The sequence below is a fragment of the Vibrio sp. WZ-1 genome (genome assembly GCF_052037695.1).
Classification (GTDB): Bacteria; Pseudomonadota; Gammaproteobacteria; order Enterobacterales; family Vibrionaceae; genus Vibrio.
Genome location: NZ_JBQEQR010000074.1, coordinates 1 through 15,062 on the forward strand (window position 1 = coordinate 1; position 15,062 = coordinate 15,062).

General features: G+C 41.4%; 12 protein-coding genes and 1 pseudogene. All 13 read left to right on the top strand.

What is annotated here, in order from left to right; genetic code table 11:
- Positions 1 to 138: 138 nt before the first annotated feature.
- A pseudogene (locus ACTS60_RS10195) lies at positions 139 to 423 on the top strand (type VI secretion system contractile sheath small subunit); the annotation flags it as partial.
- Positions 423 to 1,916 (top strand): type VI secretion system contractile sheath large subunit, encoded by a 1,494-nt coding sequence (gene tssC, locus ACTS60_RS10200; protein ID WP_440888124.1) that lies wholly within the window; start codon positions 423 to 425, stop codon positions 1,914 to 1,916. The pseudogene ACTS60_RS10195 and the gene tssC (ACTS60_RS10200), both read left to right, overlap by 1 nt.
- A 53-nt stretch (positions 1,917 to 1,969) precedes the next feature.
- On the top strand, positions 1,970 to 3,475 hold the full coding sequence (tssC, locus tag ACTS60_RS10205) for a type VI secretion system contractile sheath large subunit (RefSeq protein ID WP_440888125.1): 1,506 nt from the start codon (positions 1,970 to 1,972) through the stop codon (positions 3,473 to 3,475).
- Between the two features lie 9 nt (positions 3,476 to 3,484).
- Complete coding sequence (locus ACTS60_RS10210; protein ID WP_440888126.1) at positions 3,485 to 4,276, top strand: type VI secretion system accessory protein TagJ; 792 nt, start codon at positions 3,485 to 3,487, stop codon at positions 4,274 to 4,276.
- A gap of 3 nt (positions 4,277 to 4,279) precedes the next feature.
- Positions 4,280 to 4,741 (top strand): type VI secretion system baseplate subunit TssE, encoded by a 462-nt coding sequence (gene tssE, locus ACTS60_RS10215; protein ID WP_440888127.1) that lies wholly within the window; start codon positions 4,280 to 4,282, stop codon positions 4,739 to 4,741.
- Positions 4,738 to 6,561 (top strand): type VI secretion system baseplate subunit TssF, encoded by a 1,824-nt coding sequence (gene tssF, locus ACTS60_RS10220; protein ID WP_440888128.1) that lies wholly within the window; start codon positions 4,738 to 4,740, stop codon positions 6,559 to 6,561. Before tssE ends, tssF begins: the two co-directional genes overlap by 4 nt.
- Entirely contained in the window at positions 6,558 to 7,523 is a 966-nt protein-coding gene (gene tssG, locus ACTS60_RS10225) for a type VI secretion system baseplate subunit TssG (RefSeq protein WP_440888129.1), read from the top strand. Before tssF ends, tssG begins: the two co-directional genes overlap by 4 nt.
- A gap of 11 nt (positions 7,524 to 7,534) precedes the next feature.
- Positions 7,535 to 10,090, top strand: a complete 2,556-nt coding sequence (gene tssH, locus ACTS60_RS10230) for a type VI secretion system ATPase TssH (protein ID WP_440888130.1) — start codon at positions 7,535 to 7,537, stop codon at positions 10,088 to 10,090.
- A 208-nt stretch (positions 10,091 to 10,298) separates the two neighbouring features.
- Entirely contained in the window at positions 10,299 to 10,778 is a 480-nt protein-coding gene (locus ACTS60_RS10235; RefSeq protein ID WP_440888131.1) for an Hcp family type VI secretion system effector, read from the top strand.
- Positions 10,779 to 10,825: 47 nt separating this feature from the next.
- Complete coding sequence (gene tssI, locus ACTS60_RS10240; RefSeq protein ID WP_440888132.1) at positions 10,826 to 12,661, top strand: type VI secretion system tip protein TssI/VgrG; 1,836 nt, start codon at positions 10,826 to 10,828, stop codon at positions 12,659 to 12,661.
- A gap of 9 nt (positions 12,662 to 12,670) precedes the next feature.
- Positions 12,671 to 12,961: a PAAR domain-containing protein gene (locus ACTS60_RS10245; RefSeq protein ID WP_440888133.1), complete on the top strand. Its 291-nt coding sequence runs from the start codon at positions 12,671 to 12,673 to the stop codon at positions 12,959 to 12,961.
- A 1-nt stretch (position 12,962) separates the two neighbouring features.
- Positions 12,963 to 13,811, top strand: a complete 849-nt coding sequence (locus ACTS60_RS10250) for a hypothetical protein (protein WP_440888134.1) — start codon at positions 12,963 to 12,965, stop codon at positions 13,809 to 13,811.
- Positions 13,812 to 13,918: 107 nt separating this feature from the next.
- Entirely contained in the window at positions 13,919 to 15,058 is a 1,140-nt protein-coding gene (locus tag ACTS60_RS10255; RefSeq protein WP_440888135.1) for an exonuclease SbcCD subunit D, read from the top strand.
- The last annotated feature ends 4 nt before the right edge of the window (positions 15,059 to 15,062 follow it).

Sequence of the window (15,062 nt, forward strand, 5' to 3'; positions counted from 1 at the left end):
GCGCAGAAATCATATACCTTTCGTTCTCAGTGAGGTGTGTGTATTTCATGTTTTTTACTTCTTGGCGGGAGCAAACTTCATGATTATCGCATCTCACTGTTTTTATGTTCAGAGGTGTCGCACTTCGTACTTGAATCCAAGGTTGCTAATAAGCTATCAAATGATGATTCAGAGTTCGCAGTGGACTTGAGCTTTAATTCTATGCAGGACTTTGAACCAGCAGCGATTGTTAATCAAGTCGACCCCTTGCGTAAGCTAATGGAAACCAGAAATAAGCTGAGAGATCTGATGACCAAAGTCGATCGCTCTGAAGAGTTGGAAAACATTCTTGAAGATGTTCTGAATAATACAGAAAACCTGACGAAGTTGGCAGGAGAGTTAAAGTTGGGTGAGCAAGAAGCGACTAAAGAGGAGGCTGAGTAATGAGTACTGAACTTGAAAAACAGCTCGATCCAACGGTAGAAGAGCAATCCTATTCATTTTTAGAGCAAGCGATTGGGGCTACTAAGCAAACGGAAGCTTCTCGTGCAGAGGAGTTGATTAAAACGCTCACGGAAGAAGCGATGAAAGGTACCGTTTCATGGAATAAAAACCTCACGGTTACTTTTCGTGAAGCAATTACCCTACTAGACAAGCAAATCTCAGAGCAGTTATCTGAAGTGATGCATCACCCTGAATTGCAGAAGTTAGAGGGTTCTTGGCGTGGGTTAAATTATTTAGTGATGAACTCTGAAACAAGTTCTTCATTAAAAATTAGATTGATGAGTACAACCAAAAAAGAGCTGCATAAAGACCTGAGCAAAGCCGTTGAGTTTGATCAAAGCCAGATCTTCAAAAAAGTCTATGAGTCAGAATTTGGTAGTGCAGGTGGGGAACCATATGGGGCGCTAATAGGCGACTATGAATTTACCAACCATCCGGAAGATATCGAAACTCTTCGTCTCATGTCTAACGTAGCGGCTTCAGGTTTCTCTCCTTTCCTATCTGCGGCATCACCTGCCTTATTTGGTTTTGATGAATGGACTGAACTTTCTAAGCCTCGCGATCTAGAAAAAGTCTTCGAATCGCTTGAGTATACTCAATGGCGCTCATTTAGAGAAAGTGCAGATTCGCGCTTCGTAAGTTTGACTATGCCAAAAGTACTTGCACGACTTCCATACGGTGAAGCGACATCGCCTGTTGAAGAGTTTGGGTTTGAAGAGTTTGATGTCGATTCTGTTTCTGGCATTGCTGTTAACGCGGAGCACAATGATTACTGTTGGATGAACTCTTCATATGTGTTGGGTGCCAAATTAACCGATGCATTTTCAAAATATGGTTTTTGTACCGCGATTCGAGGAGCAGAAGGCGGTGGACGCGTCGAAAATCTACCAACACATTTCTTTATGAGTGATGATGGTGACCCTGACATGAAGTGTCCAACTGAAATTGGGATTACTGATAGGCGGGAGGCGGAATTAGGTAAGCTTGGTTTCTTACCTTTATGCCACTACAAGAACACCAATTATGCCGTTTTCTTTGGCGCACAAACTTGTCAGAAACCTGCAAAATATGACTCACCAGATGCGACTGCGAACGCCGCTATTTCAGCTCGACTTCCATATATGATGGCAACTTCACGCTTTGCACATTATTTGAAAGTGATGGCGCGAGACAAAATTGGTAGCTTCATGGAGGCAGAGGACGTTGAATCATGGCTAAATCGATGGATCCTCAGCTATGTCAATGCATCTGAAGGTGGTGGGCAAGAGATTCGTGCGAAATACCCATTAGCAGATGCACGCGTACAAGTTAAAGAGATTCCAGGAGCTCCGGGCTCATACAATGCAGTCGCTTGGTTGAAGCCATGGCTACAGATGGAAGAACTAACGACGTCTTTGCGTTTGGTCGCTAAGATCCCGCAATCAGGCGGATAATTAGCTTGGTGCCGATCAAACGTCATTAATAACTAAAGAGTACTCATTAGGTCATGAACACGAAATCTGGTTTGAATTTTGTTGAACCCAGTCAGTTAAAACATGAGTTTATCAATAGTGGTCATGCAGAACTTGATAGCTATTGGTTTTCAAGTTTTTTAGATTTGTCTGATTCAATACTCTCGGCACAAGTGTGGCTGGAAGGCTCAAAGTCTGAGAGTCTAGACATGTTTCGTCATAGCCTGATGAGTACTATCAATTATATCGATGAGCTTTTACAAAATCAGTTGAATGAAATCATTCACCATCCAACATTTCAAAAGTTGGAGCGCACTTGGGTTGGCACGCAATACCTTTGTGAGCATGTAGATAAGCAAGCGATCGATACGGTGAAGATTAAGGTATTTACCTCAAGTTGGGATGAGATTACTAAAGACGCACTTAAAGCAATAGAGTTCGACCAATCTGCACTTTTTAAGTTAATTTACCAAAATGAATACTCGATGCCTGGAGGAGAGCCGTTTGGCGTTGTAGTTGGAGATTTCGAGCTTGGAAATAATGCTAGGCAACTCGACAAAGATATCTCTGTTATGCGTAAGATCTCCCAAAGTGCAGCTGCGGCGTTTAGTCCGTTTATATTTTCAGCTTCGCCTGAGATATTTGGTGTAGATAGATTTTGTGATTTGTCGTCAATAAAAGAGTTTTCAACTCAGTTTGAGCAAATTGAATATTTAAAGTGGCGTCAACTGAGGAGTTGTGACGATTCTAAGTTTATCGGAATGACCGCTCCTAATGTACTGTTTCGCTTACCGTATCAGTCAGATGGTACGAGAGGGGAGCATTTCATCTTTGAAGAGCGTGTAAAGGATTCAGACAAAGAGCTTCTTTGGGGAAGTGGTGCGTATTGCTTTGCTGCAGTTGCAATACGAGCATTCCAACAGCACGGTTGGTTCACTCACATAAGGGGAATCAAACAAGGAGACTATAGCCAGGGTTTAGTTATTGCTCCAGCACGTTCCAAATTGAAGTTAGACGCCAAAAACTACCGCGATCGCTGTCCGCTTAATTTAAAGTTATCAGAAAAGAAAGAACAAGCGCTATCAGATTGTGGCTTTATTCCAATTTCGCCTGTAGCCGAAACGGATATGGTCGGGATGACGTCCAACGTCTCCATTTATCAATCTACAAAATATCAAGATAAAACGGTTGAAGCGAACGATAAGTTAACGTCCATGCTGCAATACACTTTATGTGTATCGCGAATAGCGCATTACATCAAAGTGATGGGTAGAGATAAAGTAGGCTGTTATCAGGATGCGAGTGCAATTGAGAGAGACTTTCAAAAGTGGTTACACCAATACACAACTGCATCTGATGAAGCATCAGATGAGTTGAGGGCAAAGTATCCTTTAAACGAAGCTCAAATAAGAGTACGTGAAAAACGAGATGCCCCGGGACACTACTATTCAATCGTTCATCTAAGGCCTCATTTTCAGTTAGACCAAATGGTCTCAAGTATTAAGTTGATTACAGAGTTATCACCAGAACACTCTGCATAAGGAAAAAAAATGACTCAATGGAAAGATCTACTAGCACAATCAGACCTAGATTCAGCTTTGAATGTGATCACCGATGGTATTAAAGATGCTCCAAAAGACGCCAATCTTCGTAGTATGTTCATCGAGTTGTTATGCGTTAAAGGGGATTATGAGCGCGCAGATGAGCAATTGATGCAGTCGATAAAGCTATTTCCAGAGTACTTAGCGGGTGCTAGTCAACTACGACACCTCGTAAAAGCCGCGCAAGCACGCGCAGATTTTGCTTCTGGGGCTGCGTCGGCCCAAATACTTGGTACAAGTGAACAAATGACCAAGTCTCAAGTTGATTTAAATTTAGCTTTTACTAAATCAAGTTATGAACAGGTATTAGCACTATCTAGAGAAATTGAGTTAGGTAGAACTATAAAACGCTTTGTCGTTAATGGTACTGAAAAATCAGACGTAAGAGATATTGATGATCGTTTAGGAGGATACATAGAGCTTTTCTCTAGCAAAGGTAATTATTTCCTAGTACCTATAAGCAATGTTGTGTATTTGGAACTGAAACCCGCTAAAACAATACTTGAAAACATTTGGCGACCAATAGAGTTTGAGATTGAAGGTTTGGGGGAAGGGGAAGCACATATGCCGTTAACCTATATTGACTCTGAGTCCAATTCTCAGAAGCTAGCACGAGAAACAGATTGGAAACCATTTGGCGAAGAGGTCTTTGTTGGTCAGGGACAAAAGTGTTTTCTAGCTGGTGATGATTTATTGCCAATTTGCGATCTGCGTACCTTAGAACTTGAGGTACCACAGTAAAATATGCTTGGTGCATCAATAATTGACAAGTTAATTGATAGCGAGCCTACGACACGAATCGAAAAGGACTTTCCGATTACACAGCAAAGCCTACTTGACAACTTGCTAAGGGATCTTGAAGCAATGCTTAATAGCCGAGTCGGTTGGACGGCTTTGCCTGATGACTTGTTGGAGTTGCGTTATTCCATACTGAACTACGGTTTACCTGATTTTTCATCAATGCCCTACAGCAGCCAAGATGGTCAAAAACAGCTGTGTGAGATTGTATGCGCTGCAATTAAAGAGTTTGAACCTCGACTGAGAGAAGTATCGGTATCCATTGCAAATGAAAATAACTCGATAGACCGATCGCTAAGCTTAAAAATTAGCGCGGTGTGCTTGATCGACAAAAATATGCATGAAGTTACGTTTAATTCTGCGATTGAACCAGTCAACCTAGGTCTGAAACTGAGTAAAGCAAAATGAGCGAAGATTTTCTAAAATATTACAACCGGGAGTTGGCTTACTTGCGCCATAAGGGGCAGGAGTTTGGGGAGCAGTATCCTAAAATTGCTTCTAGGCTACGAATGAGTGAAGAACAAGTCGATGATCCCCATGTCGAACGTTTACTTGAAGGGTGTGCTTTTCTAACGGCGAGAATCAGACAGAATTTAGATAACAGCTACCCTCAGTTTACTGAAGCTCTAGCGGGACAACTATTTCCTGATTTTCATGCTCCTATTCCCTCAATGTCGATCATTAAAATGAGTTGCTCCGACTCAACGACAGATTATTTTGAAGTGCCGACGGGAGAAAAAGTGATCGTTGGCGCTCCCGGGTATAAAGAGTGCGAGTTTAGAACGTGTTATCCCGCAAAAATGTATCCAATCGAGGTGACGAATAGTACGTTTGAAAACGCTCCGTTAAAGCCTGTCGGGGCTATATGGGAATCTCAAGCGAAATCCATGCTTAAGGCTTGTGTATCGTCAAATGATGAGGACACCGCATTAGTTGACTTAGGTGTTGAATCTCTAAAGTTTTATCTCAATGGGCAACCCCAATTATCTTTGCGACTTTATCAGATGTTATTCCAGCATTTGATCGGGATTTCATTCGTTGTTAATGGAAAGGAAGTGCATTCTGTTTCGAAACAATACATTAAAGATGTTGGATTTTCTGACTCGGATAGCGTTGTTCCATATAGTAAAAGAAGCTTTTCAGGATCGCGTCTTCTCGTTGAGTACTTACATTTTCCTCAAAAATTCATGTTTTTTGAGCTTGGTAAAATCCAATACGACTCGATTGGCAAAACTAATGAGCTGGAAGTCAATTTCTATTTTGATGTAAGCGATGATTGGTTACCCAAGCAAGTTGGCGACGATAGCCTTATGTTGGGCTGCACACCAATAATCAACTTGTTCCAAAGTACGATGGAACCGCATCGCTTAACACCTTCAGATTATGACTATCATCTGGTACCTCAATATCAGGAGGCAGAAAGCACTGAGGTTGTTTCTGTTTCGGATGTGACGTTAAGAAACTGGAATAAAGCATATAAAAATCTACCTAGTTATTACTCCGGAGAGCATACCTACTATTTGGGAAGTGGCGAAATATATTGGTTGATGAGGAGAGAAGATAAGAACTGGGCAGGAGGGTATGATGAACCAGGGCGAGAGACGTATTTGTCTTTCGTCGACAAAAAACATCAGATTTTCGCTCCAGAAAGTCGAGAGAACTGGTTGATGTATGTCCAGGCTGAGTGTTGCAATCGAAACCTTCCGCAAAAATTACCATTTGGTGGAGGGCTTCCTGAAGTTGCATTACCAGATGTTAATGACAATTTTTCTTGTGTTAAATGTCTAACGTCTTTACCTGAAACGATAAGACCAGAAATGGATGAGAGCACGCGTTGGCAGTTGACCAAGCTGTTAACTCTGAATCACTTTTCTGGCGAAGATGGTCTATCCACATTAAAGCAGACATTAAACCTCTACGCTTTCAATGGAACAGCAGAAACAAAGGCAGTAATTGATTCATTGGTCCACCTGAAATGCGAGAGAACCACTGGCCGCATAAGTACCGGAGGTAAAATAGGCTTTGCTCATGGGGTCAGGATCACGCTGATGATTTCCGATCAAATTTTACCTCAAGAGCAGATTTTCCTTTTAGGAAGTGTACTGTCTATTTATTTTTCACATTATGCAGAGATCAACATCTTTACCCAGTTAGAGGTAAAGCTAAAGTCGACAGGAAGGCGTTTCCATTTATGGCCTGCAATGACAGGAGAGAAGCCGCTTCTATGAGTACTGAACAGTTCTTTGATGACATAACCAAGCATTCTTTATTCGAGGCTCTGCACCTTCTTGAGTTTGAAGTACTGAGGTGTGAGGCTCAAATAGGAACCGATGCTCTACCAAAGCATGAAAGCATGAATCTAAAAGTCAACTCAAAACTAGGCTACGAGAATAACCAGGTTTGCGACGTTAGATATGGAGCTAGTGATCGTTTAGAAATAAAAACAAACTTAATTGGTTTGATTGGTGAGCAGGGGGTTCTGCCACAACATTACAGTGAGCTTGCATTGGCGAGGCTACGAGAGAGTGACTCAGCGATGGTCGACTTTTACGATATTTTTAACCATCGTTTGCTCTCTTTATATTATCGAAGCTGGCAGTTAAGTCAGGTCACTGTACAAGTACGAGCTCACTCAAGAATGGATCGGTCACCCTATGCGGACTGTTTGGATTCAATTTCCAGCGATAATAGTCAGCTAGCACAACACTTTGGTGGTTATCATTCTTCGCCAATTAAAAGTAAAAGTGCATTGAAAAGTATTGTTGAATCGTTAGCTAATTGCAGCGCTAAGATTCATGAATTTAAAGGGCAGTGGTTGCATTTGGACTCAAAAGAGCAGACTCGTTTAACGTCTAATTTGAATCCAGAGGGGCAGTTTTCTCAATTAGGAAATGGCGCATCAATAGGAAAGCGTGTATGGGATATTAATGCCAGTGCAATAATAGAACTACTTCCAACTGGGCCTAATCAAGTCAAAGAACTCCTTCCATTTCACACTCGGCTAAGGGCTGTTAAGTGTGCAGCATCAGCACTTATAGGTAGTCACAAACAAATCCAATGGAAGCTAACTACCAAGCATAGCATGCTTCCAAAATCTTGTTTGTCAAAGCGACAAGGACAACTTGGGTTTGGCACAGTTTTAAAGAAACATGATCGTACGGAAGATCGTGAAATAACAATTAATATTTAAAGGGAAATACAATGGCTTCGTTATCACTATCAGCGTTAGTGGATCGGTTATCACCTCATGCGAAAGAAACTTTGGAACAAGCCGCGGCAATGGCAAGTTCGAGGACTCATTATAGTATTGAGTTGTCTCATTGGCTGACCGCGATAATCCAGAATCCAGCCGATCTGTATCTAGAAGTTTTTGAAAAGTTAAATGTAGATAAGCAAACGGTACAGAGTGAATTACTCGCCCAGTTGGAGAAATACAAAACAGGGTGCCAAACGGTGCCTGGTTTATCTGCACATACCGTAACCGTTATGCAAAATGCATTAATGGCTGCAACCATTGAGTTCAAGACAGATGAGCTGAATTGTATTCATTTGCTATATGCTTATTTGTCGGATGATACGCTGATTAACATGTTAAGTACGGTGAGTCCTGAGTTAAGTCAAATTGAGCCAAATAAGCTGCTGAGCCTTTGGGAGCATACAGAAAGCAAAAATCAGCCAACTCAAGCCGCTGGTGGGGCATTAGAGCAGTTTACCATTGACTTGACCGAACAAGCGCGGCAAGGGCTCATAGATCCTGTGATAGGTCGAGATGATGAAATTAGATTAATGATAGATATTCTTCTAAGACGCAGGCAGAACAATCCTATTTTAACTGGTGAGGCTGGCGTAGGTAAAACTGCCGTAGTCGAAGGGTTGGCACAGAAGATTGTGGATAAAGATGTTCCTCTCCCGTTACAAAATGTGTCGATTAAATCTCTTGATTTAGCCCTTTTGCAAGCCGGGGCAGGTATGAAAGGCGAATTTGAAAATCGACTAAAAAATCTGATTAAAGAAGTTAATCAATCAGTTGACCCGATCATCCTTTTTATTGATGAGGCTCACGGACTTATTGGTAGTGGAGGACAAGCTGGTCAAGGTGATGCTGCCAATATACTTAAACCTGCTCTAGCTCGAGGGGAGCTCCGTACAATCGCTGCAACGACTTGGGCAGAATATAAGAAATACTTTGAAAAAGATGCAGCCCTAACTCGTAGGTTTCAAGTTGTCAAAGTTGACGAGCCATCCACTGAGTTAGCGGTTGATATGTTGCGGGGTCTCTTGAGTATTATGGCAGATCATCATGATGTTTATATAACTAGCCAGGCTTTGACCTCTGCTGTTCAACTTTCTGCTAGGTACATTAATGGCCGCCAACTACCGGATAAGGCAGTTTCAGTTCTTGATACTGCTTGTTCAAGGGTCGCATTGAGTCAATCAGCAACGCCGGGGTTGCTTGATTCGAAGCGCAAAAAACTAGCCTTAAAACAAGAAGAACTTACGCAACTATCCAAGGAAGCTCTATTTGGTTCAGATCATGGAGATAAAGTGTGCCAGATTAGCAATCAAATTGAGACTCTAAAAGAAGCAATAATAACGCTAGAAGAGCGTTGGGACCAAGAGGTTGAATGGGTCTCTCAAGCCAAAGCGTTACGTATTAAGATTGCGGAGAACAGTTCAGAGGAAGATAGACGAAAACTGATTGAACTCGAGAACAAACTGTCTATCAACACAGAGCCGCTTGTATTCTCACATGTTAGTGAAACCTTAGTTGCAGAAGTCATTTCAGACTGGACCGGTATACCGCTTGGTAAGCTTCAAAATGATGAAATCGAAGCGGTGCTTAACTTGAAAGGCAGTTTGTGTGAAAGAGTGGTTGGGCAGGATCATGCCTTAGAGATTATGGCTGAAGTGATAAAAACTGCGCGAGCTCAACTAATGGATGAAAGCAAGCCCAATGGTGTCTTCTTATTGGTAGGTCCTAGTGGAGTAGGTAAAACGGAATCTGCGCTAGCAATCGCCGAAAAAGTCTATGGTAGTGAAGATAATGTCACGACTATCAATATGTCTGAATTTAAAGAAGAGCACAAAGTTTCGTTACTATTGGGGGCTCCTCCTGGTTATGTCGGCTATGGAGAGGGAGGCGTTCTTACTGAAGCCGTGAGGCGGAAACCATATAGTGTGATCCTACTCGATGAGATGGAAAAAGCCCATCCAGGAGTACAAGATATTTTCTACCAAATCTTTGATAAGGGAATAATAAAAGACGGCGAGGGACGTGATATTGATTTTAAGAACACGATTATCATCATGACCGCGAATACAGGCTCAGATACAACGATGACCTTGTATAGTGATCCTGAACTTGCTCCAGAGCCTCAATCGCTGAAAGAAGCGTTACGCGAAGACTTGCTTCAGGATTTTAAACCGGCCTTTTTAGGGCGTGTCAATATCTTACCCTACTTACCGTTGAGCAAATCTGTATTGATTAACATTGGTCAGTTAAAAGTCAATAAGGTTAAAGCTCGGGTTTTAGACCACTATGGTGCAACCCTTACAGTTACGGATGATTACATTTGTCATCTAGTAGAAAGTAGTAATGAATCTGAGAGTGGAGCAAGGGCGATTCAAACCATGATGGAAAATCATCTTCTACCTCGAATTTCTAATGAAATATTGTCTTCAGTTCTCAGTAGTAAGAATATCGAGAGTATTGTAGTGGATTATGTAAATTACGAACTAATTGTCTCAGTTTCTTAACATTCGTTTCATTGAGATAATTAATTGAGAAGGTAATCGAATTAAATTAAGTTTTCTTTAGTTGGTACTTAAAAAATAATTAAATTAACGTTATAAAAGATTGTATTTAAAACTAACCTTTTGATACATGAATCAATAATCATCTCACTTCAATGTAGATGGTTTTAATATAGTTAAATGTCAATTATTAATGCTATAGGAGATTAGCATGCAGTCTAATACGTATCTTAAATATGCAGATATTAAAGGTGAGGCAACTGCTGAGCAATACAAGGATTTAATCACGCTGCTATCTGTTGATTGGAGTGTTGGCCGTGAAATTTCATCATACACTGGTACTGCAATGGATCGTGAAGCAAGTGCGACGCGTTTGTATGATCTAACAATCACTAAGCTTCAAGATCGTGCTTCACCGGATCTGTTTAAAGAGGCTACGATTGGTAAAGGTAAACCAGCTGTTTTCCATATCACGAAACAGGGTGAAAAAGTTGAAGAAATCATGAAGATCGAACTGACCGATGCAATGATTTCAAACTACTCAGTGTCAATTCAAGATGACCGTCCACTTGAGACTATCACTATTTCCTACACGGAAATGATGATGACGGTTACTCCTACTGATGATAAGAACAACACTTCAGCGCCACTTGTATATGGCTACAGTGGTGTTAAAGGTCAACAAATGTAGTCTAATTGCGGGGGCTAATGTCCCCGCTATTTTAAAAGAAGTATGTAATGAAAAAAGCAACACAAGATAATAACTTTATAAGTATATCTACTCCATTTGGAAAAGATGCAGTTATTCTGAATTCCTTTGAATACAGAGAAAAGGCCTCAGAGCTTTTCTCATTACGTGCCCATGCCTATTTTAATGGTCAGAAAGGAGAGCTAAATAGTATCCTTGGTAAGGAAGTAGTTGTCACACTAGAAAACAATAAATATGTAACTTCACAACCAAGATATTTTCATGGCGTTGTTTCAAGAGCAAAACTGACGGGTACAAGAATAAGCAAAGAACATGATGGCGAGAACTATAAAAATATAGAGATTCTTATCGAACCTAAATTAAGATTTTGTCAATATCGAATTAATTGTAAAGTTTTCCAAAATAAAGACCTGAAAGAAATTATTTCTGAAGTGTTGTCAGAACATGGTGTAGCATTTAACTTTAAGTTAAATAAAAATTACCCTAAATATACTTATAGAGTGCAATATCAAGAGTCTGATTTAAGCTTTGTGAAGAGGATATTGGCTGAAGAAGGTCTATCCTTCTGTTTTGTCCATTCAACGTCTTCTCATACTATCGAAATTTTTGATGATGTTAGTTATTACAAGCCCGGGGTAGAGTTTATGGTAGACCATGATAGCGGTACTGCCAATGCTAGCCATATATCTGCTTGGAGTGAAAGCCAATCGATTGCTACTAAAGCAAGCCATAAGACAGGCTATGACATGTTAAAGCCAGCAGCTTTTCCGAAAAACAGTGTAAATGGTGCTTCTTCCTTATTTACCATCCCTTCCAGTGAGCACTTCGAGTATATGGGCGAATCTGAAACTGCAGACCATTATGCTTCCAGGAATATGCATGCGATTGAGTCTATCCAGCAAAATATGTACTTGTGTGGTGGAGAAGCAACATGTCGAACCTTTACGGTTGGTAAGTGTTTCAAATTTAAAAAACATGAAGACAAATCTCGAGTAGGGAAAGAGTACGTTTTAGAGTCCGTTACCTTATCCGCTTCTGTTTTTAACCAGACAGGTCAAGGTGGGACTGCTTCTCAAGGTGTAAGGGTTGCCTTTACTTGTGTTGATTCGACCACGATTTTACGCCCAACCGTCAACTATGTTAAGCCGGAAATAAAAGGGCTACAAACTGCGATTGTGACTGGTAATAAAGATGGTGAAATATACATAGATAAGCATGGTCGAATTAAGGTGCAGTTTCATTGGGATAGAAAAGGTAAATACGATGCTAACAGCTCGTGCTGGATTAGGGTTGCCCAGAACATCGCTGGCAATAGTTGGGGTGCAGTGTTTCACCCTAGGGTCGGGCAAGAAGTTATTGTTGAATTTGTTAATGGTGACCCTGATCAACCGATAGTTACGGGGGCACTCTACAACGGTAGCCAGTTGCCTCCGTATTCACTACCAGAGCAGAGTTCACAAAGTGGTTATAAATCACGTTCTGTACAGAAAGGAGCAAGTAACTTCAATGAGTTACGTTTTGATGATAAACCTGGTGAAGAGCATATTTACCTTCATGCCGAAAAGCTCTTTCAAATGCTTGTTGAAGATAATGCTGAAATCTCAATTGAGAACAATAGAACTGAGCAAATTACCAATGATTCAACGCAAACTATAGGTAAGAACCTTTCTGTAGAAGTTGGCGAGAACTATGCCGGAAATATAGGTAAGTCACTTTCTTTAAAAGCGGGGAAGAGTATCGAGATTAAAGTTGGTGGAGCATCAATAGAGATGTCTAGTTCCGGAGAAATAAACATCAAAGGAAGTAAGATATCAATCAATGGTTCTGCTATCGCGTTAAAAGCGGGTCAAATCTCTCTCAACTAAGGAGCAGTAATGGGTAAGCCGTCAGTGGTTATTGGTAGCTTTCATGTTTGTCCTAAGAAAACAGGAAAGATCCCTCATGTTGGCGGGCCTGTCGTAATGGGCTCACCTAACGTTAAAATAGGTGGTATTCCCGCCGCCAGGCAAGGTGATAAGTTAGTGTGTGTTGGGCCTCCAGACAGTATCTCTGCTGGTTCATCTAGTGTCAAAATCAATGGTAAACCAGCAGCTCGCGCTGGTGACGCAACTTCACACGGCGGGAAAGTTGTCGTAGGAAATCCAACAGTACTTATTGGTGGTTAGTTTGGCGTTAGGCTTTGAAGTGAAGTTTTTGTATATAAACGGTCATGAGTCATCTAGCTTTAAATCGCTCTTAGATGCCATTGATGCTGCCGGCCAAATACAAGTAAATCAACAGATATGTCATTTAGATCGTAAACCTAGTAAAACTCTAAGCGGTTACGCGGAGCGGATTCTGGCCCATCTTGTTAGAGGAACTATGATAGTTCTTTTGCCTTCGAAGACTGAAAAGTCTGAAGTGCAATCTACGATACAAGTGCTCAGTGAGCTAGTTAAGTTCAAAAACGAAGTTAATTTTCAATGTTATCCATACGGAAATGCTTCCTTTTTGCTGGCTCTTTCGAACATTGAAAGGGAGATAAAGCAAGAGGACTGTTGGATCCTGGCCATACACCCAGCTCATTCTCAAAGAGAAAATAATCTTAATAGCGATGCTGTTATCTTAGCAAAGGCCTTTGCAACTGATACAGGACTAGAGTGTTTACCCGTTAGAGTTGACTTAGCAAGTTCTGCTAACCAAAGTGCTATCGATAAGGTGGCCTCTCAGCTATCATTTAGAAGTCGTTCAGTGTTTAGCTCGCTTTCCTTATCTTTAGACGAAGATGAGCCACATTGGTTGAACTCGATTCAGAACTTATCTCCTTGGGTATCGGAGGTGACAAATTACGAGTTTCTCGATGCTAAATTGGGTCCCCTTGGCTCGTGTGGCGGTTTACTAAAAGCAATAGATGCATTTGATAAACAAACTGAGGACCCCAAAGAGGGCTTCCATCACTTACAGCTTGATATTGAGCCCGAAGGGTATGCCGTTGGTACGACATATACCTGGATTAATGGTTTGAAAAACGTTTAGCCATATTTGCTGCGTTTCAACACAAACCACATGAAAAGCTTACGAACTCACGATATTCTAGGGGGATAATAAGATAGCGCCATGTTGATGGCAGAAAGTGAATTCGAATGAAGTTTATCCATACCTCAGATTGGCACCTTGGCCGACAGTTTCATAACGTCTCTTTGCTTGACGATCAGCAAGCGGTTCTTGACCAGTTAATCCAATACATTGAAAACAACCCTGTTGATGCAGTGGTGGTTGCTGGTGATATTTATGACCGTTCTGTCCCACCAACCATTGCGATTGAACTACTTAACAAAGTGGTGAAGCGAATCTGTGGTGAGCTAAACACGCCGATGATTTTGATTTCTGGCAACCATGATGGTGCAGAGCGTCTAGGTTTTGGTTCAGAACAGATGAAAAATGCGGGTCTTCACATTATCAGTAACTTTGAAGATATGCTTACCCCTGTTGTTATCGATACCGAAAGCGCAGGGCAAGTTGCTTTTTATGGCATGCCTTATAACGACCCTGAGCAAGTCCGTTTTGTCTATCAAGAACCCGTTTCGACCCACGATCAAGCGCACAAGCTACTCGCAGAAAAAATCACTGAGCAGTTCCAACCAGAGCAACGCAACGTGTTAGTCAGCCACTGCTTTGTCGATGGTGCCATTGAGTCTGAATCTGAGCGTCCACTTTCGATTGGTGGTTCCGACCGCGTCAGTCACGAGCATTTCCTCAACTTTGACTATGTAGCGTTGGGGCATTTGCATCAGCCACAGAAAAAAGGCGAAGAATACATTCGTTATTCTGGTTCACTGATGAAATACAGCTTTGGTGAACAAAACCAAAAGAAAGGTTTCACGCTGGTGGAAATCGACCAAAACGGGTTTGTCTCGGCAGAGCACATTGACCTTGCTGCACCTCATGAGATGCGAATCGTTGAAGGTGAACTTGAACAAGTGATAGAGCAGGGCAAAACCGATCCGAAAAACGAAGACTACTTGTTGGTACGTTTGATGGATAAGCACGCGATCTTAAACCCTATGGAAAAGCTACGTGCTGTTTACCCAAATGTTTTGCATTTAGAAAAACCGGGTATGTTAATTGGTGTCGAGCAGGAAATGGCGCAAGCGAAGTTGGCGAGAAGTGAGATAGACATGTTCCGAGACTTCTTTTCAGAAGCGCAAGACAGCCAATTATCGCAAGAACAAGATCAAGCGATCAGTGACATCATCAAACAACTTTCTCAGCAAGCTCAGTAAGGAC